General features: G+C 47.8%; 20 protein-coding genes and 1 pseudogene. 11 read left to right on the top strand and 10 right to left on the bottom strand.

Annotated features, from left to right (window positions below):
• Positions 1 to 66: 66 nt before the first annotated feature.
• The 4 genes from JZY04_RS09490 to JZY04_RS09475 all read left to right on the top strand — a co-directional run bounded on the left by JZY04_RS09490 (position 67) and on the right by JZY04_RS09475 (position 7,598).
• On the top strand, positions 67 to 2,628 hold the full coding sequence (locus tag JZY04_RS09490) for a DUF5686 and carboxypeptidase-like regulatory domain-containing protein (RefSeq protein WP_032541386.1): 2,562 nt from the start codon (positions 67 to 69) through the stop codon (positions 2,626 to 2,628).
• Between the two features lie 39 nt (positions 2,629 to 2,667).
• Positions 2,668 to 5,262 (top strand): glycoside hydrolase family 2 TIM barrel-domain containing protein, encoded by a 2,595-nt coding sequence (locus JZY04_RS09485; RefSeq protein ID WP_122141959.1) that lies wholly within the window; start codon positions 2,668 to 2,670, stop codon positions 5,260 to 5,262.
• Positions 5,263 to 5,286: 24 nt separating this feature from the next.
• Positions 5,287 to 6,558 (top strand): replication-associated recombination protein A, encoded by a 1,272-nt coding sequence (locus JZY04_RS09480; RefSeq protein ID WP_005808784.1) that lies wholly within the window; start codon positions 5,287 to 5,289, stop codon positions 6,556 to 6,558.
• 83 nt (positions 6,559 to 6,641) lie between these two features.
• Positions 6,642 to 7,598 carry a D-2-hydroxyacid dehydrogenase gene (locus tag JZY04_RS09475; RefSeq protein WP_122141958.1) on the top strand — a complete coding sequence of 319 codons (957 nt, stop codon included), beginning with the start codon at positions 6,642 to 6,644 and terminating at the stop codon, positions 7,596 to 7,598.
• Between the two features lie 2 nt (positions 7,599 to 7,600).
• Here the strand turns inward: JZY04_RS09475 and JZY04_RS09470 are convergent, their stop codons facing one another.
• From JZY04_RS09470 to JZY04_RS09430, 10 genes and pseudogenes are all read right to left on the bottom strand, one after another.
• Positions 7,601 to 9,112: an STM4011 family radical SAM protein gene (locus JZY04_RS09470; protein ID WP_122141957.1), complete on the bottom strand. Its 1,512-nt coding sequence runs from the start codon at positions 9,110 to 9,112 to the stop codon at positions 7,601 to 7,603.
• A 13-nt stretch (positions 9,113 to 9,125) separates the two neighbouring features.
• Positions 9,126 to 10,406, bottom strand: coding sequence for an STM4012 family radical SAM protein (locus tag JZY04_RS09465; RefSeq protein ID WP_122141956.1), 1,281 nt, complete (start codon positions 10,404 to 10,406; stop codon positions 9,126 to 9,128).
• The gene (locus tag JZY04_RS09460) at positions 10,403 to 11,254 is read right to left on the bottom strand and encodes an STM4013/SEN3800 family hydrolase (protein ID WP_044299678.1); all 852 of its coding nucleotides are present in this window, start codon (positions 11,252 to 11,254) and stop codon (positions 10,403 to 10,405) included. Before JZY04_RS09460 ends, JZY04_RS09465 begins: the two co-directional genes overlap by 4 nt.
• On the bottom strand, positions 11,241 to 12,251 hold the full coding sequence (locus JZY04_RS09455) for an STM4014 family protein (RefSeq protein ID WP_065739681.1): 1,011 nt from the start codon (positions 12,249 to 12,251) through the stop codon (positions 11,241 to 11,243). The genes JZY04_RS09460 and JZY04_RS09455 overlap by 14 nt, the downstream gene beginning before the upstream one ends.
• 4 nt (positions 12,252 to 12,255) lie before the next feature.
• The gene (locus JZY04_RS09450; protein WP_065739680.1) at positions 12,256 to 13,320 is read right to left on the bottom strand and encodes an STM4015 family protein; all 1,065 of its coding nucleotides are present in this window, start codon (positions 13,318 to 13,320) and stop codon (positions 12,256 to 12,258) included.
• A 122-nt stretch (positions 13,321 to 13,442) separates the two neighbouring features.
• Positions 13,443 to 14,591, bottom strand: a complete 1,149-nt coding sequence (cydB, locus tag JZY04_RS09445) for a cytochrome d ubiquinol oxidase subunit II (RefSeq protein WP_005776682.1) — start codon at positions 14,589 to 14,591, stop codon at positions 13,443 to 13,445.
• Positions 14,592 to 14,616: 25 nt separating this feature from the next.
• The gene (locus JZY04_RS09440; RefSeq protein ID WP_122141955.1) at positions 14,617 to 16,170 is read right to left on the bottom strand and encodes a cytochrome ubiquinol oxidase subunit I; all 1,554 of its coding nucleotides are present in this window, start codon (positions 16,168 to 16,170) and stop codon (positions 14,617 to 14,619) included.
• A 32-nt stretch (positions 16,171 to 16,202) separates the two neighbouring features.
• A complete protein-coding gene (locus JZY04_RS09435) occupies positions 16,203 to 16,418 on the bottom strand; it encodes a DUF4492 domain-containing protein (RefSeq protein WP_122141954.1) in 216 nt (71 codons plus the stop codon).
• Positions 16,419 to 16,580: 162 nt separating this feature from the next.
• Positions 16,581 to 16,760 (bottom strand): annotated as a pseudogene (locus JZY04_RS21270) (AAA family ATPase); the annotation flags it as partial.
• 191 nt (positions 16,761 to 16,951) lie between these two features.
• A complete protein-coding gene (locus tag JZY04_RS09430; protein ID WP_122141953.1) occupies positions 16,952 to 17,200 on the bottom strand; it encodes a hypothetical protein in 249 nt (82 codons plus the stop codon).
• A gap of 460 nt (positions 17,201 to 17,660) precedes the next feature.
• Between JZY04_RS09430 and JZY04_RS09425 the strand changes: the two genes are divergently transcribed.
• The 7 genes from JZY04_RS09425 to JZY04_RS09395 all read left to right on the top strand — a co-directional run bounded on the left by JZY04_RS09425 (position 17,661) and on the right by JZY04_RS09395 (position 25,959).
• Positions 17,661 to 19,088, top strand: coding sequence for a TolC family protein (locus JZY04_RS09425; protein WP_122141952.1), 1,428 nt, complete (start codon positions 17,661 to 17,663; stop codon positions 19,086 to 19,088).
• Between the two features lie 14 nt (positions 19,089 to 19,102).
• Positions 19,103 to 20,326, top strand: a complete 1,224-nt coding sequence (locus JZY04_RS09420; protein ID WP_005808799.1) for an efflux RND transporter periplasmic adaptor subunit — start codon at positions 19,103 to 19,105, stop codon at positions 20,324 to 20,326.
• Between the two features lie 2 nt (positions 20,327 to 20,328).
• Positions 20,329 to 21,072 carry an ABC transporter ATP-binding protein gene (locus JZY04_RS09415; protein ID WP_005776674.1) on the top strand — a complete coding sequence of 248 codons (744 nt, stop codon included), beginning with the start codon at positions 20,329 to 20,331 and terminating at the stop codon, positions 21,070 to 21,072.
• 136 nt (positions 21,073 to 21,208) lie between these two features.
• Positions 21,209 to 22,429 (top strand): ABC transporter permease, encoded by a 1,221-nt coding sequence (locus JZY04_RS09410; RefSeq protein ID WP_005776673.1) that lies wholly within the window; start codon positions 21,209 to 21,211, stop codon positions 22,427 to 22,429.
• Positions 22,430 to 22,656: 227 nt separating this feature from the next.
• Complete coding sequence (locus tag JZY04_RS09405) at positions 22,657 to 23,715, top strand: sensor histidine kinase (RefSeq protein ID WP_122141951.1); 1,059 nt, start codon at positions 22,657 to 22,659, stop codon at positions 23,713 to 23,715.
• Positions 23,712 to 24,410 (top strand): LytTR family DNA-binding domain-containing protein, encoded by a 699-nt coding sequence (locus JZY04_RS09400; RefSeq protein ID WP_122141950.1) that lies wholly within the window; start codon positions 23,712 to 23,714, stop codon positions 24,408 to 24,410. Before JZY04_RS09405 ends, JZY04_RS09400 begins: the two co-directional genes overlap by 4 nt.
• A gap of 370 nt (positions 24,411 to 24,780) precedes the next feature.
• On the top strand, positions 24,781 to 25,959 hold the full coding sequence (locus tag JZY04_RS09395) for a phage integrase SAM-like domain-containing protein (RefSeq protein ID WP_122141949.1): 1,179 nt from the start codon (positions 24,781 to 24,783) through the stop codon (positions 25,957 to 25,959).
• Positions 25,960 to 26,261: the final 302 nt, after the last annotated feature.

Genomic DNA, 26,261 nt, shown 5'->3' with positions numbered 1-26,261 from the left:
TTATATAGTCCGTTCAATCAAAAGGAATTTATTACCTTTGCAGTCTCACGATGAGATGAAGTGTGTATGAAACAACAATATTCTAAACTATTAATAGTAGTCTTCCTTATCCTCTCTGCACCACAGGCTTTTGCACAGTTGAAGGGAGTAATCACTGATTCTATTTCACATGAGCCGCTAATGTACATTTCCGTTTTCTATGAAGGAAAAGGCGTAGGCGGTATATCCAATGCTAACGGAGAATATCAGGTAGAAACCCGCAAAGGTTGGAACGAACTGACCTTCTCTGCAGTGGGGTATATCACCAAGAAAGTGAAAATTCCGGCAGGTGCCAAAGAACTGAATGTGGTGCTCTCACCAGATGATGTCACGCTGGACGAGGTGGTGATAAAACCTAAAAAAGAAAAGTATTCCCGGAAAAACAATCCCGCTGTGGAGTTCATGCGAAAGGTCATCGACCACAAGAAAGCTCAGAAGCTGGAAACCAACGACTATTATCAGTACAACAAGTATCAGAAGATGAAGATGTCACTCAATGACGTGACACCCGAAAGCCTTGAAAAAGGAATCTATAAAAAGTTTTCTTTCCTCAAAGACCAGGTTGAGGTTTCGCCTGAAACCAACAAACTGATTCTGCCTATCTCGGTGCAGGAAACGTCTTCCAAAACCATTTACCGGAAGGACCCGGAAAGCAAAAAGACCATAATCGAAGGTATGAACTCCAATGGCGTGGAAGAATTCTTCTCAACAGGTGATATGCTGGGTACTATCCTCAATGATGTATTTGCCGATATCAATATCTATGATGATGATATCCGCCTGTTGCAACGCCGTTTCGTAAGTCCAATCGGAAGCGGAGCCATCTCTTTCTATAAATTCTACCTGATGGATACTGTGATGGTGGATAAAGATAAATGCGTGCATCTCACCTTCGTCCCACAGAACTCTCAGGACTTCGGATTCACCGGACACCTGTATGTACTGGACGACTCTACCTATGCTGTGAAAAAGTGCACCATGAATCTGCCTAAAAAGACAGGAGTAAACTTTGTAGAAAATCTGGACGTCGTACAGCAATATGAACAGCTTCCCAATGGCAACTGGGTGCTGACAGACGACGATATGACTGTGGATCTTTTAGTCATGAAAGCTATTCAGGGCATCCAGGTAAAACGAACAACCAAATATAGCAATTATGTCTTCGACCCCATCGAGCCACGACTTTTCCGTTTGAAAGGAAGTGTGATCAAAGAGGCGGACATGCTGACCAAAAGTGACGAATATTGGGCCGGAGTACGCCAGGTGCCTCTAACAAAGACCGAGAGCAGCATGGATCTTTTCATGAACCGGCTGGAACAAATACCCGGATTCAAATATGTGATATTCGGAGCAAAAGCGTTGATAGAAAACTATGTGGAAACCGGAACCAAAGAACATCCGAGTAAGTTTGACTTCGGACCGATCAACACCATGATATCGAGCAATTATGTGGATGGTACCCGTTTCCGTCTCAGCGGCATGACTACCGCCAAGCTGAATCCCCACTGGTTCTTCAATGGATACGGAGCGTACGGACTCAAAGATAAAAAATGGAAATATGAAGGTAATGTGACCTACTCTTTCCGCAAATGCGAATTCTTCCCCTGGGAATTCCCGAAGCATTACATCTCGGCCTCCTACCGCTACGACGTCATGTCGCCAATGGATAAGTTCCTCGACACGGATAAGGATAACGTATTCGTAGCGTGGAAAACCACGACCGTCGACCAGATGTCATACGTACGGGACGCCACACTGAGATATGAAATGGAGACTTTGTCGGGTTTCTCGGTTGCGGCCATGGCGCGACACCGGGAAGATACTCCGGCAGGCAAGTTGCAATACATCCGCAATGATGCTGCCAAAACCATCGTACCCGATATAACTACCGCCGAATTGGGGCTGACCTTACGTTATGCGCCGGGCGAGACCTTCGTCAATACAAAGCAACGCCGTCGTCCGGTATCGCTGGATGCTCCCATCTTCACCCTCTCCCACACTACCGGATTTAAAGGTGTTTTAGGAGGAGAATATAATTTCAACCTGACGGAGGCAAGTATCTGGAAGCGCTTCTGGCTCTCGTCCTGGGGTAAAGTAGATGTTACCTTAAAAGGAGGTGCACAATGGAATACCGTTCCGTTCCCATTACTTATTTTGCCAGCCGCCAACCTATCGTATATCACACAGAAAGAAACGTTCAACCTGATCAATAATATGGAGTTCCTCAACGACCGTTATGCATCGCTGGCACTCACATATGACATGAATGGTAAACTTTTCAACCGCATCCCGCTGATTAAGAAACTGAAGTGGAGAGAGGTATTCCGTTTCCGCGCTCTATACGGCAACCTGACGGATAAGAATAACCCGTTTAAGAGCAATAATCCGGAACTGTTTGATTTCCCGCAACGGGACGGCAGCTACACCAGCTATGTGATGGATCCGAAAGTACCTTACCTGGAAGCCAGTGTGGGTATTTACAACATCTTTAAATTGTTGCATATCGAATACGTACGCCGTCTGACTTACCTGAACCACCCGGGAATCAACAAACAAGGTATCCGGTTTATGATTCAGGTAGTATTCTGATCCGCCTATCTATCATTCACACTATAAAACCTCAATACGATGAATTTCACAGTACACACCTGCAATGGCATGAAGCTATGGTTGGTTTTTCTTATGTTAAGCAGTGCAATCCATGTTTGCCGGGCGGATTCCCCACGACAAACCATCAACTTCAACCGGGAATGGAAATATTGCCGGGGAGACTTCAAGAGTGCTTCCCGACCGGATTTTGACGATTCCGACTGGGAAAGGACGGGACTTCCCCACTCTTTCAGTACTCCATACTTCATGTCGAAAGATTTTTATGTAGGTTACGGATGGTACCGCAAAGCCTTTCCGATAAAGAAAGAAGTGCTTGGCAAAAGGAGCTTTCTTGAATTCGACGGTGTATTTCAGGAAGCAGAAGTTTTTGTGAACGGACATCGGGCAGGAACCCACCAAGGAGGATATACCGGATTTTCCATTGATATATCGAGCTATCTGAAAGAAGGAAAAAACCAGATAGCGGTTCGGGTTAACAACTGCTGGCGACCTGACCTCGCTCCACGTGCAGGCGAACATGTATTCAGCGGAGGCATTTACAGGAACGTACGCTTAGTGATCAAAGAACCGACCTATATCGATTGGTATGGCACATTGGTCACCACACCGGACTTAGGAGAAAAAAAGGGAAAGTCAGGGAGCGTCCACATAAGGACAGATGTATGCAATCGTTCCGGAAAAACAGAAACTTACCGACTTCTGACCACTGTTATCGATCCCCGAGGCAAAGAAGCGGCTTCTGTTTCTACATCACAATCATTGCCGGACAACGCAACCTACACATTTGAGCAGCAAACCCGCGAGATTCAGGCACCGGAGCTGTGGCATCCCGATCATCCTGCACTTTACAAGGTGGTCAGCTCGCTTTACCACGGAGAAAAATTGATAGACCGCTATGAAACGTCTTTCGGATTCCGCTGGTTTGAATGGACACCGGACCGGGGATTCTTCCTGAACGGGGAACATTATTATTTTAAGGGAGCCAATGTTCATCAGGATCATGCCGGATGGGGAGATGCCGTGACCGAAACCGGTATGCGAAGAGATATCCGTCTGGTAAAAGAAGCCGGCTTCAACCTGATACGAGGTTCGCATTACCCCCATTCACCGGCTTTCTCACAAGCATGCGATGAAATAGGTATGCTATTCTGGGCAGAGAATGCATTTTGGGGAATCGGAGGTCACAAAGGAGATGGCTACTGGAACGCAAGTGCATATCCCGTAAATGAAGCAGACAGGGCAGGATTTGAGAGCAGTGTAAAAGCCCAACTGAAAGAATTGATCCGCATCCACCGCAACCATCCTTCTATTGTTGTATGGAGTATGAGTAACGAACCGTTCTTTACCGCACCCGAAACGATCGACCCGATGCGCAAGTTACTGTCAGAAACCGTCAAACTCTCCAAGCAACTCGATCCAACCCGTCCGGCGGCCATTGGCGGTGCTCAACGTCCGTTGGGAGAGAAACGAATCGACAAGTTGGGTGATATAGCCGGATATAACGGTGACGGTAGCTACATCCCCGAGTTTCAGCAACCGGGCATACCGACGGTAGTTTCAGAGTATGGTAGCACGACAGCCGACCGTCCGGGAGAGTACGATCCGGGCTGGGGAGACTTGGCAAAGAATAATGCGCAAAATGGCTTTGCCTGGCGTAGCGGACAAGCCATCTGGTGCGCATTCGACCACGGGAGTATAGCCGGAAGTGCTCTTGGGAAAATGGGAATTATCGATTATTTCCGGATTCCCAAACGTGCCTGGTATTGGTACCGCAATGCCTACAAAGGGATTGCTCCGCCGAAGTGGCCAGAGGCAGGAACACCTGCACGCATTGCCCTGACAGCCGATCAAACGAACCAGATAAAGACAGACGGGACAGATGACGTTATGTTGTCGGTAACCATTCTGGATGCAGACGGTAAACCGGTCAACAATTCTCCGGCAGTCAGCCTCAACATCATATCCGGTCCGGGAGAGTTTCCTACCGGTACCTCGGTCCTATTTGAAAAAGAGAGTGATATCCGTATTCTCGATGGAAAAGCCGCGATTGAATTCCGGTCATACTATGCCGGAGAAACCGTGATACGGGCTACCTCACCGGGGCTCGAGCCTGCCGAGATCACACTCCGGTTCATCGGAAGCACTCCCTATACCGAAGCCTGCAAAGTGAAAGACCGACCTTATACACGTTTTGAGGTTCAGGATAAAACAGATAACCTGCAAACCTTCGGGCCCAATAATCCGACCTTCTGCAGTTCATCGGCCGACGGACACTCGTCCGCATTTGCTGCCGATGGAGATGGAGCCACCTATTGGCAAGCTGCCGGCAACGACCCGGAACGCTCCTGGACATTGGACACAGAGAAAGGCTTGTCCATACGCCACATCCGAATCGCATTTCCGGATACGGACCATTACCAATACAAAGTGGAGGCATCGATGGACAGAGAACACTGGACACTTATTCCGGATCAGACCAACTATAAACAAAACGAGAACATTCGGATGATCCAGGTTGTTCCGGGTATACAGGGACGTTTCATACGTATCAGTTTCATCGGAGAAAAAGCCGCTATCACAGATGTACAGGTGATGGGGACGGTGATCGACTAATAAACAGATTCATTACAAATAGATATGCAACCATTAGCGGAAAGGCTACGGCCAAAAACATTAGATGATTATATCGGTCAGAAACACCTTGTGGGACCGGGTGCTATCTTGCGCAAGATGATTGATGCAGGACGTATCTCTTCATTTATCCTGTGGGGGCCTCCGGGAGTCGGTAAAACAACACTGGCCCAGATAATAGCCAACAAGCTGGAAACCCCTTTTTATACACTGAGTGCCGTAACATCGGGCGTGAAAGACGTACGCGAAGTGATAGATCGCGCCAAAAGCAACAAATTCTTCACTCAGTCCAGTCCCATCTTGTTTATCGACGAAATACACCGATTCAGCAAATCTCAGCAGGACTCGTTGCTGGGAGCTGTCGAGCACGGAACAGTTACTCTGATAGGTGCCACCACGGAGAACCCGTCTTTTGAGGTAATCCGTCCACTCCTCTCCCGTTGCCAGCTCTATACACTGAAGTCTCTGGAGAAAGAGGACCTGCTTGAATTGCTTCAACGTGCCATCACTACCGATACCGTACTGAAAGAACGTAAAATAGAACTGAAAGAAACCAGTGCCATGCTTCGTTTTTCGGGAGGCGATGCCCGCAAGCTGCTGAATATACTGGAACTCGTAGTAGAGTCGGAAACGGAAGAGACCGTAGTTATCACTGACGATCTGGTAACCGAACGCTTACAGCAAAATCCGCTGGCTTATGATAAAGACGGCGAGATGCATTACGATATTATTTCGGCATTTATCAAATCGATCCGGGGCAGCGATCCCGACGGTGCCATTTACTGGCTGGCACGTATGGTAGAAGGAGGAGAAGACCCGGCATTCATTGCCAGGCGTCTGGTCATCTCGGCTTCGGAAGACATTGGCCTGGCCAATCCGAATGCACTGCTATTGGCTAATGCCTGTTTTGACACGTTGATGAAAATAGGCTGGCCGGAAGGAAGAATCCCATTGGCGGAAACCACCATTTATCTGGCAACCAGCCCTAAAAGCAACTCAGCCTACAATGCTATCAACGATGCACTGGCATTGGTGCGTGAAACCGGTAACCTGCCTGTACCTCTGCACCTGCGCAATGCTCCCACCAAACTGATGAAGCAGTTAGGATATGGCCAGGAATATAAATATGCCCATAATTATGAAGGTAATTTCGTAAAACAGCAATTCCTGCCAGACGAAATCAAGAATAAGCAAATATGGCAGCCCCAACACAACCCGGCTGAACAGAAACATGCCGAACGAATGAAACAACTCTGGGGAAATGAAAAGAACTATTAAACATCTGTAATTGTTTTATTAGATAAAGAGTTATTAATTCAGTATTCAAGTACACAAACTTAATACTTAACACCTAATAATTTATGAAGATAGTAGTTTTAGACGGCTATGCCGCCAACCCCGGAGATCTGAACTGGGATGAATTGAGAACTTTAGGTGAGTGTGAAATCTATGATCGCACAGCCCCCGAAGAGGTGCTTACACATGCGAAGGACGCCGAGGCCATCCTTACCAACAAAGCCGTGATCACCGCAGAGCACATGGCCTCTTTGCCTAACCTGAAGTATATCGGCGTAATAGCCACCGGATATAACATTATTGATATTGCGGCAGCCAAAGAACGCGGTATTGTGGTTACCAACATCCCGGCTTACAGCACTCCATCCGTCGGACAGATGGTTTTTGCCCATATCCTGAATATCACTCAGCGAGTGCAACACTATGCAGACGAAGTGCGTGGAGGGCAGTGGACCCGGAATCAGGATTTTTGTTACTGGGATACCCCGCTTATAGAGCTGTTAGGAAAGAAAATCGGTCTTATCGGACTGGGACAGACCGGATATAATACAGCCCGTATCGCAATCGGGTTCGGAATGAAAGTGTGGGCCTATACCTCCAAGTCACGGCTTCAGTTGCCTCCCGAAATCAGAAAAGCGGAACTCGACCAGATTTTCCGTGAATGTGACATCGTCAGTCTGCATTGTCCGTTAACGGAATCAACCCGTGATCTGGTTAATGCCCGCCGCCTTGAACTGATGAAACCAAACGCCATCTTAATCAACACCAGTCGCGGCCCTTTGATCAACGAACAAGACCTGGCAGACACTCTGAATAATTATAAGATTTATGCCGCCGGATTGGATGTACTCTCCACCGAGCCTCCACGTGCGGACAACCCATTGTTGACTGCCAGAAATTGCTATATCACCCCGCATATAGCCTGGGCTACTTCCGCCGCCCGTGAACGTCTGATGACCATTCTGGTTGACAACTTGAAAGCATACATCGGTGGAAAACCCATAAACAACGTAGCCAAATAAAGTCAGATATCAAAAAAGACAGGAATACTATCGGGATTCAGAATATATCCCGATAGTTTCTTCAACTCTTCTTCCGCATCCATCACTGCACAAGAATAACCGGCAACAGACATCATCGGCCAATCGTGCATCGTATTACCTACCACCAGAATCTCCCGCAAAGAGATTCCCAATCTCGAACATAGAGTTATCAGTCCATTCTTCTTTCCCGCCCTGCTGTCCACCACTGTCAGCAACCGGCCTTCCTGATACAGTTGATATGCCTCCCCCTCCAATCCGGCCGACAACCGAGTAGCTTCCCGGACAGTAGGCGCAAGCACGGCATACTTAAAGATTTCTCCTTTCCAAGTATAACGAGTGATCCGGCAACCGGGGAAATCAAGAGTCACAGGATGTTCAACCGGAACACATTCAACGGTATCTTCATAACACAGAAAGCCCCCATCGGCAAAAACCCCTCCCGAAAACAAGTCGAACACATCACCAAGCCGCTTCTTGGCGTGTGCCATCGGCAAGGCAGTACTCAGGTACAGAGGTAAGCGGCCGGACATATATTTTAGTGCAGAAACGGTACGCCCGGGAATCCTCCCCTGCACATCTGTCAATGTACCGTCAATATCAAAGAATACAGCCCTGACCTTTTTCCTCTCCGGTATACGCCACAATGCTCCTTCTCCCATCATTCTTCTCAGAGGCGTATCCCGCAGATTGCTGAAAGCAATATAGCAATCGCATACTTTACGGAGACAAGAAGGCTGAAGGAAAGAAGTAGAATCATCGTAGAAATTCCCTGTCCGCACCCCACTTCTCGGGCAGGCATACATCCCCCCTTCCCGGTCAACAAACAGACTCTCTCTGCCTCCGGAACAATTATTCAAACATGCTTTTGCGTTCCGCCGATCATAATCGAACAGATTATCCATCTCGTTAAAAAAGCGGACATCTTCCTCCGAAAGCGGCTTCCGTAAACCTTGCATTGCGTTCACAAACAAGTAGACCGACGGATCCAGCAGCAGCCTCAACCTCCGGATCTGTTCCTTTGCCGAAGGATCACCAACCACTCCCGCACAGACCTCAATACCAGCCGCATGCAGTTTTTCTATTTTAGACGCAAAATCTGTGACATCCGCCATCTCAGGATGGTAGCTCGCCCAGAATTTGATTTTGGTGACATCTGCCCGAGCCTCTTCAACTTCATTCAGAAAACGGGAAACTGAAAAGGACAGGTTGGTCTGACAAGAAACCCCAGCCACATGGGGCATGGCAGCCAGACGAATGATACCTTCTCTGTAATACCGATGTATCATCGCTTCTCCATAAGGGATAATTAGAATACGCAACGCCCCATGCTTCCACTGACTGATACGTGAAATAAAACGGTGCAGCGCTTCCCGGTCACCGTCCGTATCGGCAGATGCGGATTTCCTGCCAAACGGACAATACGAACATGTATAGTTGCAATATTCCAGACTGCCCCTATAATAGATATTCCGGATAGTACTCAAAGCCCCCATCGTGCAAAGTTGATCAAGGATATATATACTCGGACATCAGTCTCCTTACGGCAGGTGAAACAAAAGACTGGCCGATGTAATCGGAGTAGGCCATTCCTTCCTCCGTAAGAAGCAGAACCCGGTTTTTCTCTTCAATCCACCCCCGGTCTGTAAATTCCCGGAAGAGCGTTCTGTCCGGCTCCTTACCAAAACGTTGTTCATACTCCGCCGTGTCCAGCCCCCGATAATACATCAGGTTCTTTATAATAAACCTTATTTGTACCTCTTCCGCAGAAAGCAAATAACCATTGGTTACCGTCAAAAAATCAGCAGTCCGGATATAACGGTCTATCTCTCCGGCTATGGCTTCCTGCCGCACAGCGTATGGAGTGGCATAATGTAAATCTCCCAGATAGCTCCGTCCCCCGGAACCACAGGACAGCATGGTTTCATCGCCACAGGAGAACTCCAGTTCCACTGTTTTCCGTTTAACAAAGCGACGCATGGAAGTCTGCACAAATCCCTGCTCCACCAACAGTTCACGAGCTGACCTGTAAATAGCATAACACATGTCATCCGTTGAACGTACATCGATACGTGTACCCGGCCGGACATAAAGAGGATAAATAAATAATTCGTCGGGGCGATAAGTAAGCGCAGTGGTAAGCGAGTGAATAAAGCTATCTACCGTCTGTCCCTCAATGCCATAAATCAGGTCGAGGTTCAACTGCGGGAAGTCCGCTTCCCGAATATTTTGAAGTGCATCGATCACGGTAGCAAGCACAGGCCTCCTTTTCAGTTTTTTCAACTCCGCATCATTGAAACTCTGTACACCCATGCTCAACCGTTCCACCCCCCTCGTCCGCAATTGCCGCAAAACTTTCTTGTCGGCATACTCCGGTGAAGTTTCGATGGAAGTGAATACCTCCGAAGGACGTACGCCGAACAGCTCGGCTATGCAAAACAGTTCATCCAACTGCTTTTCGTTCAGAATAAGCGGAGTACCTCCCCCAACTGCAAACGAAGTAAATTTCAAATTTTGTGCCGCCACGGACAACTGTTCTGCCTGACGGCGCATCGTACGGAGATATGCCGAGATACGCCCTCCATCACAGCTCTGCTGTGAAAACAGATTGCAATAACCGCACTTATGGGCACAGAAAGGGATATGAAAATATAGACTTGCCTGCCCCCCTGCCAACCGTTCAAAATAAGGGGCAAGAGAGACCGGAGGATTAAAAGTACGGTAAGCCGTCTTATGCGGATAACTGTACATATAGCTGATATATCGTGAAATCTGCTGCTGATCGTTCATTTTCTGAGAATAAAATGTTTATAAGGCACCGTATATACCTTCTCGTGGGAAATGCAGTGATACTCGTAACCGTCCTCACCATAACAGGTGCCATGATCGGACAAAGCAATGACCAATGTATCCGAACGTCTTCTGAAAGCCTCGAACAAGCGGGGCAACTGACTGTCAACGTATCGTAAAGCCGCAGCATGCGACTCTTTGTCGTCTTTCTTCTTACCCTCTACATAATGGCAGTTGGGATAATGGATGGCCGAGAAATTGATATACATGAATACTCTCCGGTCCGCCGGATACTTTTCCAGTTTACCGACAGCAAAGTCCACCTGATTGGCGGCACTGTTCTTATCCGTGCAGCCAAAAGCAGGCAGCCAGTAACTTTTATTGAAATAACCGGGAAATACCCTTCCGATGTCATTCCGTTTACTGAAAAAGCTGACTCCGCCGATACAGATGGTTTCATAACCGATATTGGACAGGCTCTGTACGAATGTAGCTTCTTTAAAAGCATAACTGCCCTCCGGAGGTATGCGCCCCGTGCCGGCCTGAAAAGGGAAAAAAAGCCACTTCCGGCTGCGCAACACATGGGGTTCGGCAGGTGAAGGCAAGAATCCGGCAAAAATGGCGAAATGCGAGGGATAGGTAAAATTGCCGGGAGCATGCCTCTTCTCCCAGCCACTGCCATAGCTATTCAGTACGGGAGTTCCCCCGGAAGCCTCTTCGGCCACACTGACGTCATAGCGCAAGGTGTCGAAACAGAGCATCAGTATGTCATGCGTGCCCACAATTCCATTCATATCTATATCCGGTTTCCGGTCTTGCTTACCGGATGGCAGTTCATCTATTTCCATTGAAAAGTGATTCTATCGTTCTTATCTGATTGGTGTATATCTTATTCTCCGTAAACATATCCTGATAGATATGATCTCCCTGTCCGTTCACCTCTATAATATAAGGTGTATCCGTGTTCCGTGCAATCAGCACATCTATGCCTGCATACCGCAGTCCCAGAGCCCGCGTGGCGGCAATGCTCCGGCAAAAAAGCTCCTCACGGACGGAAGGTGCAAGCGAAAGCTCTCCGAACAGCCTTGCTTTGTTGTTCAGGTGAAGATTGGTTATGGCACCTTTGCTACAACGTACCACGACATAGTCGACTTCATCTTCCCTACAAACAACACGCAAGTCATAATTCTCCCCTTCCAGTTTTTCTTTTACCATCCACTCTTCAAGGACAGCTCCGCATCGCATGACTTCTTCTGCCAGCACAGCAATCTCTTTCCGGTTTGTCAACCGGCAGATACGTTTTTCATTACAAGCATGATCTCCCGCCCAACGCATGGTCGTATAAGCCACCCATTCGTCCCGGCGATGATTGTATCTGACAGCCATTACCCCTCCGGCTCCGGAGCCATAGCGAGGTTTAAGAAACCCTCCCCTCTTCTGTCGGTAAAGCAGTTCGGCCAGTTCATCAAAAGTGCGTAGTGCCGCCGAGAGCAACGGGGTTGTTTTCAAGCCTGCCCCGGCCAGTTTCTGCTGAGTGCGGACCTTATCCAAAGCACAGAGAATTGCACTCGGCTCGTTCAGAAAATGCACGCCCTCCGGTCTATCTACAGCGGCTAAGCGCCTCAACATTTCCCTGTAATCCCGGCAAAGCGAATTGTATTTCCGGAAGTCCGTTTCCTGAAACACCGGAGGTTCCAGCTTCACAACCGTATCACGATACTCCGGAAGAGTAGCCATCAACTCATCGTATGTGACAAAGCAGGTATCCGCCCCAAGGCTTCTACCCGCTTTGATAAAGTAGTCCGTACGTTTTGAAGTCGAATTACTGACAACACATATCTTCATTCATTTACTCCGTAATCATTGGGAAACTGTAATCATCATCATACTCCTGTGAGTCGGAAACGTCGATCTTCACCGGCAGTGCCTTCTGCAACTCCTTTTTCATCTCGTCACTCAGGTAATTGTATTTCATATTGATAAACTTCAAGTGGCTGATCTTGTCCACATGATCCAGCAACAGTTGTGCTCCCTCGTCTGTCAATACTCCGGCAGAGATATCCATCGTCTCCAGTTGCGGAAGAATATCCGATTCGAGGAACATCTCCACAACAGCATCTTGTTCTTCCGCATCGACAATGCCCAGCCATTTCAGTTTAGGAAAACGGTCTTTGGAGAAGAGAGGCTTGAATACAGCCAGATCACCCTCAAATCCGTAGTCTTCCACTCCTACATAAAGGACCAGCTTTTCAAGGTTAGAGAGGTCGGATCCCAGAATGTCCTCCACCACCGAATCGGGCAGACCACCACTGATAATCTCAAGTGACTTCAGGTTGGGACGAGGTTTCTTGCCAATGCTCAGATTATTGGTGCCTTTAATCTTGAGATTGTTCAGCAAGGGCATCACGTCCAACACCGGACCTAAATCCACCTGCTCAATCCAGGAAATCTCTTGTTCTTCAGAATCCATGTCTCCCCAGAACAGGCCCTCAAGATGGGCAAACTTTTCCTTATTCGCCACAATGCCGTCGGCAATAGCCGAGCAGTCCTCTCCGTCATACCCCCAACAGCCGATCGTGATCTGCCTGAGCGACGGCAGCTTTTTATCCTTCAATATCCTATCCATCAAGTTCACGCCTTCTTCTGCCTCGTCATAGCTCAGCGCATACTTTTTAGCTTCGACCTTCATTTCCTTGGCAACCTCTTCCCGGGTTTCCACATATCCTTTCTTCGTCTTCTCCGCCACTAATTTGGCAGCGGCCTTTTCGGCCTCTTCGACCGACGAAAAATTCTTTACCTGTGTTTGTCCGTCTGTTCCCAACTTGCCATAGTTCACAACAACATCGGTTCCCCGAACATCGATGCTCCAGAACTTCTGAGACTTAAAGTCTTGAAATACAAATACTCGTTTCATAGTATGTCTGTTTAATTACTGATAAAAACAATGCTTATCCGCCTTCGTTTGTCAAGAGCAGATAAGCATCGCTACAAAAGTAATAAAATTCCGATACCCTGTACTTTTATCTGATAAAAATCTTAGTAGGCATGTCCGCCTTCGTCCATTTCCTTTGCATCGATCTTACGATTGTCGATGCTGCGCCAGGCGTAGAAGATGTAGGCGATGACAAACGGAACCAAGATAGAAACGTAAGCCATGGTTTTCAGCGTAAACTGGCTGGAACAACTGTTGGCAAGGGTGAGCGAGCTTTGTATATCCGTGTAAGATGGATAATAAGCTGTATTGTTATATCCGGCAGTAAGCAACAGTGCCAGGACGGTGAGTACCGTACCAATGCCGGCAAACCAGATCCCTTTATCGAATGTCTTCTTCAACATTGTTTTGCCAATGCCGAACAGCACCAGCACAACCCCTGCAAGGAATATAATCAGCACTACCGGCATTTCGATAAAGTTATTGAAATACTTATAAGGCTCCATATAGATCTCCTTTGTTTCCGGATTGACAGCATATCCGTCGGCCAGCAAAGTGCGGATCACAAAAGTTAGGAAGAACACCAGAAACAGGGCTGTATTGGCAATCAACGAACGACGACACTTGCCGACGAGTTCCTTATCGGCTATGTTATTGATGAAATAGAGAGCTCCCAGGATGCGTGCCAGAAAAAACACGGCCAGTCCCAAAATCACATTCCAGATATTGGTCAGCGCATCGAGCCCATGCCAGCCGTTGCCCCAATGGCTGATGACAGGCATAATCTCGTTCACCATATTTCCTTTATTGATATAAAAATCGGACCCTGTGAAGAAGGTAGCTACCGCACCTCCCAAGAGCAGAGGGCCGACCACACCGTTGATCACCAGAAAAGTCCGGTAAGTCTTCTTCCCGAGCAGGTTGCCCGCTTTGCTCTGAAATTCGTAGCTGACAGCCTGCAATACGAAGCTGAAAAGAATGATCATCCAAAGCCAATAGGCGCCACCGAAACTGGTACTGTAGAACAGAGGAAATGAAGCAAAAAACGCGCCACCGAAAGTGACCAGTGTGGTAAACGTAAATTCCCACTTACGTCCGGTGGAATTTACCATCATCTTGCGATGCTCCTCCGTTTTACCCAAACAAAACAGCAGAGAGTTGCCACCCTGCACAAACAGCAAGAATACGAGTATAGCCCCGAGCAGTGAGACTACCAGCCACCAATATTGTTGTAGAAAAATGTATGTACCCATAGTTTAAATGATTAATGGTTCGTGATTAATGATTAACCGCCGGTCCCTTCTTGATCTCCCGGACCATGATGCCGATTTCCGCAATCAGCATTACCGTAAACAGAATAAGGAATATGAAGAATGTGGCCTGTACAGAGCCTACATCCAACTTTGAGATGGCTGCCGACGTGGGCAGCATGTCTCGTATTGCCCAAGGCTGGCGACCACATTCGGCCACTACCCATCCTGCCTGTCCGGCAATGTAAGCAAACGGAATGGTCCATAGTCCGATGTATTGCATCCATCGCATTTGCGACAGGTCTTTCTTATAGACAAAGAAGAGAATCGCAATGAAGAACAAGATAAAGTATCCACCCAAGATCACCATCACGCGGAAGGCATAAAAGTTGAGCGGCACATTGGGAACCAATTGGTTCACATCCTTAATATAACCATAACCAAAATAGGCAACATTCTCTTTCAGCGTGGCGGATGCCTGCTGCATAGCAGCCTCGTCACCGTCTTTTTTAGCCTCACGATAAGTGCCCAATGCAGTAATCGCTTTTTTACCCCGTTCTATTTTCTCGGCAGCCGAAAGCGCTTTCGTGCCGTCTTTCAGTTCGTATCCCCCCTCAATGATATTTTTGATGCCCGGCACAAAAGCATCTGCTTTACGCTCGGCCAGGAAGGAGAGCATCTTTGGAATCTCTATACGGAACAAAAACGGATTCTGACCGTCGTCATAAGTCTTCTTATCAGGATTCAGCACCCCGACAGCTACCAGCCCGGCTCCGTTCTGTCCTTCGTAATATCCTTCTACCGCTGCCAGTTTCATCGGCTGTGTTTGCGCAACGGCATAACCGGAACCATCGCCGGTCCACACCGTCAGCACCGAAGCTACCAACCCGAAAATGGCACCAATCTTAATACTGGCTATGGCAAACTCCTTGTCTCTCTTCTTCAGCAAGAACCAGCAACTGATGCCTATCACGAAAACAGCTCCCAGCACCCAACTCGAGAGCACCGTGTGGCAAAATTTATTAACGGCGACAGGCGAAAAGGCAACTGCCATGAAATCGACCATCTCGTTGCGCACTGTATCGGGATTGAACTCCATACCTACCGGATGCTGCATCCAGGCATTGGCTACCAGAATCCACCAGGCGGAGATCGTAGCTCCCAGTCCTGTGAGCCAGGTAGAAGTCAGGTGGAAACCTTTGCTGACCTTATCCCACCCGAAAAACATGACGGCAATAAACGTGGCCTCCATAAAGAAAGCCAAAATGCCCTCGATGGCAAGCGGCGCGCCAAAAATATCACCTACAAACCAGGAATAGTTACTCCAGTTGGTTCCGAACTCAAACTCAAGGATCAGTCCCGTGGCTACACCTACGGCAAAGTTGATACCGAAAATCTTCATCCAAAACTTGGCTGTCCGTTTCCAGAACTCATTGCCTGTTTTATAATAAAGGGTTTCCATGATACCCATAACGACTGCCAAGCCGAGAGTGAGTGGCACAAAAATCCAATGGTACATGGCTGTCAGAGCAAATTGGGCTCTCGACCAGTCAATAAGTGAAGTGTCAATACTTTCAATCATATCATTAGTAGTTAGAGTTAAACTTCAGCCGTTTATTGCCCGCGTTGTATCAGTTCGCCTGCAACGTATTCTTCCTTGTCCTTGTCGGTAGGCTGGCTGCTCAGAAAGTTAGGAAAGAAAAAGAGGCGGAGAATGAAGAACATGATGAAGAGTTTCACCAGTATAATCAGCCACAGGGTGCGGCCCAGAGTCATGCTTCGAAAACCTTCGACATAGAAGTTCCAGATATGGAGCAGTGCATTCTTCATAATACAGGGTAATTTTATAACATATCAAAATTAGTGTCTATACAAATAATAACAAAGATAATCTTAAAAATGTTGATGAAACAAGCAAAATAAACGGTTCTTACTCACCACAGAGGATATAGAATGACACAGAATCGAATCTAAGTTTCTGATTATTACAAAGATAGCCAGGCAGCCACTCTGATAAATCATAGGAATGGGATTGTCCACATTGGCACGGTCATCGTTCAGCGAAGTGGAGGGCACCTCGATTCCTTCCATCTCCCGTAAATCGAAATTGGTCTTCTGCAGCATTTCCACCAGGAAAGTAGGGGTTCCGCTGGTGAACCAATAGTCGCCAAACGGGTTTATCGTACTCGTCGATAAGCAGTTTTTCGAAACTTTGTATCCCTATCGGGAGTTTCCGCAACGGAATGATTACGGGTGTAATTATGACTCTATTGTGTTTTTAGATACGTGCAAAGATAACATTTTACGACGGATACCCATCCGGGCAACCCCTCACCGACAGCCGGGCTACACCTCACTGACAGTCAGGGACCAGATCTCTGGCAGCCGGAGCCCCTTATTTTCCGATCGCCACTTCTTCCGGACACTCCAAGCAAGTGAGGTAGACAAGAGATAGGTCTGTAACACGTCGTATAGGCAGGCTGATGACGCAAGTAGATCAGAATTGCCATATAGGCTCCCACTCCTCCCGGTCCGAGAGCTTCTATCAAGTCTCCCACTTCCCGTGTGTTCAGGAAATCTTTCTCAAGAATAAAAAATTGTTTTCTTTCCATTTGTTTTTGAGTTTAATTCACCACGGAGGACACAGAGAACACAGAGAGTATCTTTCTCTTAAACATCTTAATAAACAAGAGATTAAAACTCTGTGTCCTCCGTGTACTCTGTGGTGAATCGTATTCATTTCTAAACAGTTCATCGTTCTAAACGTTCCGACTTACAAAAGTAAATATTTACCTTTGATAGAAGTGTGACCTGACAGGTTACACTTCTATCAAAGGTCCTGAAACACACCTCCTTTTTACCTGTGAGGGCAGTTACCGGTCACCGGAACATTTCCCACTCAGGAAATCTTAAAAAAGATTCTCTGTGGAACTCTGTGTCACTCCGTGGTAAACTTCATTCATCGATTATAGTTCATCTTTTATCGTTAAAACCTCCGCTCCCGTCTATCGCTTTTGCGCCTCTTTCTTATACGCTGTACCTTTGTTTCAGTAAAATCAAAGAACCAAGCGTATGACAAACGTAAAAAGAATCACCCTGATAGCCCTCTGCCTGGCAGCCACCCTGCCCGAAGGCGGATTGTGGGCGCAACAAACCGGAACCTCCGGGCAAATGCAGGTTGCCGACTCGGTGGCAATACCTGCCAGGTGGGACCTGCAAAGCTGCATCGATTATGCTTTGCAGCAAAACATCAGCATCCGTCGCAACAGAATCAACGCACAAAGCACACAGGTGGACGTGAAGACAGCCAAAGCGGCCCTCTTCCCCAGCCTTTCATTCTCCAGCAGCCAGAATCTGGTGAACCGTCCCTATCAAGAGTCGAGCAGCATCATCAGCGGATCGGAAGTACTGAAGAGCAGCAACAAGACAACCTACAACGGAAACTACGGGCTGAATGCACAATGGACCGTATACAACGGCCGCAAACGCCTGAAGACCATCGAGCAGGAAAAACTCAACAACCGAGTGGCGGACCTCGACGTGGCTACTTCGGAGAATGACATCCGGCAGTCCATCGCCCAGACCTACATACAAATACTGTATGCGGCCGAGTCGGTGAAGGTGAACGAAAACACCCTGCAAGTATCCGAAGCCCAGCGGGACCGTGGCAAACAACTGCTGGATGCGGGAAGCATCGCCCGGAGCGACTATGCCCAACTGGAAGCACAAGTCAGCACCGACCGCTATCAACTGGTCACGGCACAGGCCACGCTTCAGGATTATAAACTGCAACTGAAACAACTGCTCGAACTGGACGGCGAACAGGAGATGCAGATATATCTGCCTGTGCTGGGTGACGAAAATGTACTGTCGCCCCTGCCCACCAAAGCGGACGTGTTTCAGGCTGCCGTGGCCCTACGGCCGGAGATCGAGGCAAGCAAACTCAGTGTGGAGGCTTCGGAACTGGGCATCGGAATAGCCCGGTCGGGATATCTGCCCAGCGTCAGCCTGACAGCCGGAATAGGGACAAACCATACGAGCGGAAGCGACTTCACCTTCGGGGAACAGGTGAAAAACGGATGGAATAACTCCATCGGACTCAGCATCAGCGTACCTATCTTCAACAACCGGCAGACGAAAAGCGCCGTAGAAAAGGCCAAACTTCAGTATCAGACCAGCCAACTGACGCTGCTCGATGAACAGAAAACTCTGTATAAGACCATCGAAGGGTTGTGGCTCGATGCCAACAGCGCACAACAACGCTATGCGGCAGCTGTAGAAAAGTTGCGCAGCACGCAGACCAGCTATGAACTGATCAGCGAACAGTTTAATGCCGGCATGAAGAATACGGTAGAACTGCTTACGGAGAAGAACAATCTGCTGCAAGCACAGCAGGAGTTGCTACAGTCCAAATATATGGCCATTCTAAACACTCAACTGCTGAAGTTCTATCAGGGAGACGAGTTGACAGGACTCACCGCAGAGAACAAAAACATTTAATACGTATAAACGATATGAATAAGAAAAAGATCATCCTTATCGCCGCAGGCATCGTCGTACTGGCAGGCGGAGGGCTTTGGCTCTTCGGAAGCCCGACGGCCAAGCACAAAGTGACCTATACCACGGCGACCGTGAGCAAAGGCGAGATATCCGAATCGGTGACCGCCACAGGAACCATCGAACCGGTAACGGAAGTGGAAGTCGGTACACAGGTATCCGGAATCATCGACAAAATCTATGTGGACTATAATGCGGCAGTGACCAAAGGACAGCTGATTGCCGAGATGGACCGCGTGACGTTGCAGAGTGAACTCGCTTCACAACGCGCCACTTACAATGGAGCGAAAGCGGAATACGAATATCAGAAGAAGAACTATGAACGCAGCCGGGGACTGCACGAAAAGGCGCTGATCAGCGATACCGACTACGAGCAGTCGCTCTACAACTATGAAAAGGCAAAAAGCTCGTTCGAGAGCAGCCAGGCTTCGTTGGCCAAAGCGGAACGCAACCTGTCGTATGCCACCATCACTTCACCGATCGACGGCGTGGTCATCAGCCGCGATGTGGAAGAAGGACAGACCGTAGCTTCGGGATTTGAAACACCGACCCTATTCACCATTGCCGCCGACCTGACTCAGATGCAGGTTGTGGCCGATGTGGATGAAGCCGACATAGGCGGTGTGGAAGAAGGACAACGGGCTACATTCACCGTAGATGCCTACCCGAACGACGTATTCGAAGGAACGGTCACGCAAATCCGACTGGGAGACGCAAGCAGCACCAGCACGAGCAGTACGTCGACCACTGTAGTCACTTACGAAGTAGTGATCTCCGCCCACAATCCGGACTTGAAGTTGAAACCCCGCCTGACAGCCAATGTCACCATTTATACCCTGGACCGCAAAGACGTGCTCTCCGTGCCCGCACGCGCACTGCGCTTCACCCCGGAAAAGCCTCTGATAAGCGACAAGGATGTGGTAAAAGACTGTGAGGGCGAACATAAACTGTGGACACGTGAAGGAAATACATTCACGGCACATCCCGTACAGACAGGTATCACCAACGGTATCAATACCGAAATCACCGGAGGAGCCTCCGAAGGAATGGTAGTAGTGACCGAAGCAACCATCGGAAGCATGCCCGGTGGAAACGTAGCACCCGAAGCCGGACCGGACGGTGGCGGAGAGCAAAGCCCGTTCATGCCAAGCCACCCGGGCAGTAAGAAGAAAGGAAAATAAGTATGAGCAAAACAGTCATCGAACTTCAGAACATCAAACGCAACTTCCGGGTGGGAGACGAAACGGTACATGCGCTGCGCGGAGTTTCGTTCACCATCACCGAAGGGGAGTTTGTCACCATCATGGGTACTTCCGGTTCGGGAAAGTCGACGTTGCTAAACACGTTGGGTTGCCTCGACACACCCACCAGTGGAGAATATCTGCTGGACGGTATCTCGGTGCGTACCATGAGCAAGCCGCAACGCGCCGTATTGCGCAACCGCAAGATAGGCTTTGTCTTTCAGAGCTACAACCTGCTGCCGAAGACGACCGCCGTGGAGAATGTGGAGCTCCCGCTGATGTACAACTCGGGAGTCAGCGCCTCCGAACGGCGCCGGCGGGCCATCGAAGCCCTCCGCGCGGTAGGGTTGGGCGACCGGTTGGAACATAAATCCAACCAAATGTCCGGCGGACAAATGCAGCGTGTAGCCATCGCCCGCGCGTTGGTCAACAATCCGGCAGTCATCCTCGCGGATGAAGCGACGGGTAACCTCGATACACGCACCTCTTTTGAAATTCTGGTGCTGTTTCAGAAACTGCATGCCGAGGGGCGTACCATCATCTTTGTGACGCACAACCCGGAAATAGCCCAATACAGCAGCCGCAACATTGTGCTGCGCGATGGGCAGGTCAAGGATGATAGTGTCAACCCGAACATTCTTTCGGCAGCCGAGGCACTGGCCGCACTGCCTGTGCAGGAAGAATAATACTGTGTAGAAATGAATACAACTCACCACAGATTACACGGATTCTCACAGATTAGTAATTTATTTTACTGAGAGTTAAACTAAAATATCTGTGTTAATCTGTGTAATCTGTGGTGAACTCAAAACCATTACCATTATGAATGGAACCAATTTATTTAAAATAGCCCTGCGTGCCCTGAACAACAACAAGCTGCGCGCATTCCTTACGATGCTTGGAATCATTATCGGTGTGGCATCTGTCATCACCATGCTCGCCATCGGACAGGGATCAAAGAAAAGCATTCAGGCACAAATCTCCGAAATGGGCTCCAATATGATCATGATCCATCCGGGAGCAGATATGCGCGGAGGAGTCCGTCAGGACCCCAGTGCCATGCAGACACTGAAACTGACCGACTACGAATCATTGCGGGACGAAACCAGTTTTTTAGCTGCCGTCAGCCCGAATGTTTCCAGCTCCGGTCAACTGATAGCCGGTAACAATAACTATCCGTCATCCGTCAGTGGCGTGGGTACGGACTATCTGGAGATACGCCAGCTCTCGGTCGACAACGGCGAGATGTTCAGCGAAGCCGATATCCAGTCCAGCGCCAAGGTGTGCGTGATAGGAAAAACCATTGTAGACAATCTTTTCCCCGGTGGAGAAGACCCCGTGGGACGCATTGTCCGGTTCAATAAAATCCCGTTCCGCGTAGTGGGCGTACTGAAGTCCAAAGGCTACAACTCCATGGGTATGGACCAGGATGACATCGTACTGGCCCCCTACACCACCGTGATGAAGCGCCTGCTGGCACAGACCTATCTGCAAGGCATTTACGCTTCTGCCCTCACCGAGGATATGACGGACAATGCTACGGAAGAAATCACAGAACTCCTCCGCCGCAATCATAAACTCAAGGAAGGGGACGATGATGACTTCACCATCCGCAGCCAGCAGGAACTGAGCAGCATGCTCAACTCCACCACCGACCTGATGACCACCCTGCTTGCCTGCATCGCCGGCATCTCGCTTGTGGTAGGCGGAATCGGAATCATGAACATCATGTACGTCAGCGTCACCGAACGTACCCGGGAAATCGGCCTGCGCATGTCAGTCGGTGCACGGGGAATCGACATCCTGAGCCAATTCCTGATAGAAGCCATCCTGATCAGTATCACCGGCGGCCTTATCGGAGTAATCATTGGCTGTGGTGCCAGCTGGCTCGTGAAAAGCGTTGCCCATTGGCCCATCTTCATCCAGCCCTGGAGTGTATTCCTGTCGTTTGCTGTGTGCACCGTCACCGGGGTCTTCTTCGGATGGTATCCGGCCAAGAAAGCAGCCGACCTCGACCCGATCGAGGCAATCCGATACGAGTAATCTATCACAGAGGACACTGAGAACGTAAAGTAAAAAAAAGTATAAAGAACGACGAAAGCCCGATATTCTATCAGTAAAGCCTATGATGCTGATTGCTTTCATTGCCTATTATATATTCTTTATACATTATATATATAGTAAACTCTGTGTCCTCTGTGGTGATCCCCGTTTATCGTTCATTGTTCAAAACGTCCCAAACGTAAACTAAAATTAGTATCTTTGTCCCCATGAAACAGTCTCTGACATCAGCCCGCCGCCCTCTGGAAATACTGATACATATTATCAGCTGGGGGATCGTGTTCGGTTTCCCTTTCTTCTTTATCGATCGTGCGGGAAACAGCATCAATTGGAGTGCCTATCTGCGCCACTCCGTCGTACCCATCTCCTTTGTCACCGTATTCTATCTGAACTACTTCCTGCTGGTCCCCTCCCTCTTGTTCCGGGAACAGAAGAACAAGTACATCATCTATAACATCCTGCTGGTCTGCATAATCGGCCTCCTGCTGCACATCTGGCAAAGCCTGAATGCCCCGGTACCCCCCATAAAGAAACCTCACATGCCTCCCGGATGGATCTTCTTTGTACGGGACATCCTGAGCCTTATCTTCACCATCGGCCTGAGTGCCGCCATCCGCATGAGTGCCCGCTGGGGAGAAGCCGAAGCCGCCCGCCGCGAAGCGGAAAAAAGCCGCACCGAAGCCGAACTGAAAAACCTGCGCAATCAGCTCAACCCGCACTTCCTGCTCAATACGCTGAACAACATCTACGCACTGATTGCCTTCGACAGCGACAAAGCGCAGCAGGCTGTACAGGAACTCAGCAAGCTGCTCCGCTATGTGCTTTATGACAACCAGCAGAACTACGTCCCCCTCTGCAAAGAGGTCGACTTTATCCGCAACTACATCGAACTAATGCGTATCCGCCTCTCCGGAAACGTAGAGGTCATTACGCAACTCGACATACAACCGGACAGCCAGACGAAGATCGCCCCGCTGATCTTCATCTCCCTTATTGAGAACGCCTTTAAACACGGCATCTCCCCTACCGAACCGAGCTTCATCCACATCCTTATCTCTGAGAATAAAGAAGAGATCCGGTGTGAAATACGCAACAGCTGCCATCCCAAAACCAATATGGATAAAAGCGGATCGGGCATCGGCCTCGAACAGGTGAGCAAGCGCCTCGAACTGTCTTACCCCGGACGCTACCGATGGGACAAAGCCATCTCTGAAGATGGCAAAGAATATATATCGAAATTATTAATATTTAATCATCCACAGCCGTGAAACTACATTGCGCCATAGTAGACGACGAGCCTCTGGCACTCAGCCTGCTGGAGAGTTACGTCAACAAAACCCCTTTCCTTGAACTGGCAGGAAAGTATTCCAGCGCTGTACAAGCCATGAAAGAACTTCCGGGACATCAGATTGACCTGCTGTTTTTGGATATCCAGATGCCGGAGCTTAACGGCCTGGAATTCTCTAAAATGGTAGATGCCCGTACCCGTATTGTCTTTACCACCGCCTTCGGTCAATACGCCATCGACGGATACCGGGTCAACGCACTGGACTACCTGCTCAAGCCCATCTCGTATGTCGACTTCCTGCAGGCGGCCAACAAGGCATTGCAGTGGTTCGAACTCGTTCAGAAACCCGAGGAAATAGACAGTATTTTCGTGAAGAGCGACTACAAACTGGTACAGGTAGAGCTCAAAAAGGTATTGTACATAGAAGGCCTGAAGGACTATATCAAAATCTATACCGAAGATGCTCCCAAGCCCATCCTATCACTTATGAGTATGAAGTCCATGGAAGAGCTGCTTCCCCCCACCCGCTTTATGCGTGTACACCGCTCTTTCATTGTCCAAAAGGACAAAATACGCATCATCGACCGCGGCCGCATCGTATTCGATAAGACCTACATCCCCGTCAGCGATAGCTACAAACAAGCTTTCCAAGCTTTCCTTGACGAACGAAGTTGAAAGGATTTGCAGCTGATTTATCGGTAAAATGTGAGCATTTGTCGATTATTATTTATATATAAACAAAAAAATCTCTATCTTTGTAACAAACAGAACGGAAGTTGTGAAACTTCCAAGAATAGAATAGTTTAGTTAAGTCTAGTTTAGTTTTTGTGTTGAGTCGGAAGCCTGCAAGCGAGCATGAGCTTCCGGCTTTCTTTTTACTGTAATTCAGCAAGTTACATTCACAATCGAACTTTTTTTATATCTATTAGTAGCCCATATTAGAGAATTAAAACAAATCATAATGTCACTTTTGACGCTATATAATGGTCGAAAAATGGTCGGATTATGGTCGGAAAACATGATACGATCGAAAACAGAATAAAGTATGGCTACATTTTCATTGGTAATTGTCCCAGCTAAAAAACTATCAGACGGGACACATAAAATAAGAATCAGAGTAGCACATAACTCTGATACAAGATTCATCACAACAGAAATCGTCGTTCGTGAAAACGAATTTAAGAACGGAAAGATAGTCCAACGCCCAGACAAAGATTTCCTCAACATAAAATTACAGGAATGGTACAACACATATTTCAAACGCTATCTTGAATTAGAGCATGCTGATTCATTAACTTGCGTACAATTGGTTAAGATAATAACAAACCCTATCACTGGTGAACAGTATCGCAAATTTGAGGACATTGTTGAAGAGTTCTTATCACAAATTGACGAGGAAGACCGGACAAAAACATACAAGCTCTACAAGTTAGCAGCAAATCGTTTTCTACAGTTTACTGGACCAAACTCTCTAATGGAACATATTACTCCAGTCCGGATCAATAACTATCTCAATAGTTTGAAAAGAGAAAAACTGTCAGGAACAACTATCAATATCTACACAACTCTTTTAAAGGTCATGATCAACTACGCAATCAAAATGAGGTATGTAGAATACAAAGTAGATCCTTTCGTTACCGCTAAGATACCATCTTCCCGGAAGAGAGATACATATATCACGGTCAAACAGCTAAAAAAGATCAGAGACATGGAGCCAAGAAAATACAACGAATCGGTAGTACATGATATTTTTATGCTCACATACTATCTCGCAGGCATGAACCTCGTTGATATGCTCGCTTACGATTTCCGTACGGATGAAATAAACTATGTGAGAACTAAGACCAGAAACACAAAAGACGGGGATCATATTACATCATTCACAATCCCAGAAGAAGCCAAACCTATCATCAAAAAATACATGAATAAGAATACAGGTCGAATAGTGTTCGGAAAGTACAAAACCTATGTATCATGCTATAATACACTTACACGGAAACTGGATACGCTAAAAAAGATTGCCGATATCAAACATGACTTCACATTATATTCAGCACGAAAAAGTTTCGTCCAGCATGGATTTGATCTTGGTATCCCACTCAGTACTTTAGAGTACTGCATCGGACAATCAATGAAAGAAGACAGACCGATCTTCAATTACGTTACAATCATGAAAAAACACGCAGACAAAGCTATTCGGGAAATATTAGATAATCTAAAATAATACTGTATATTTGCAGAATCAAGATAATACGGACATAATTCGAATTATTTTGGTTTGACTTTAGTGAGGGGGTGGTTCCCCTCACTTTTTTTATGTCGGTACCGAACTTATTTCTAATTAGTCAGTAATACATTATATACAGCCTCTACAGTGTAGTTGAGTGTGTGTTGTTGAGCGTGGAGAGTTGTATAAGGCATCGCTTAAAAACGATGCCTTTATTCTCCGCACTAATTTGATAAAACCGATTAATTGCAGAGTGATATAACGCGGCTGTGATCATAGGCACACAAGAAATTGCCCCA

Origin of the sequence: Bacteroides sp. 11BF (assembly GCF_019633765.1) — a bacterium.
Classification (GTDB): Bacteria; Bacteroidota; Bacteroidia; order Bacteroidales; family Bacteroidaceae; genus Bacteroides; species Bacteroides hominis.
Note: the sequence above shows the minus strand (reverse complement) of the source record. Positions and strands in the feature narration are given on the sequence as shown.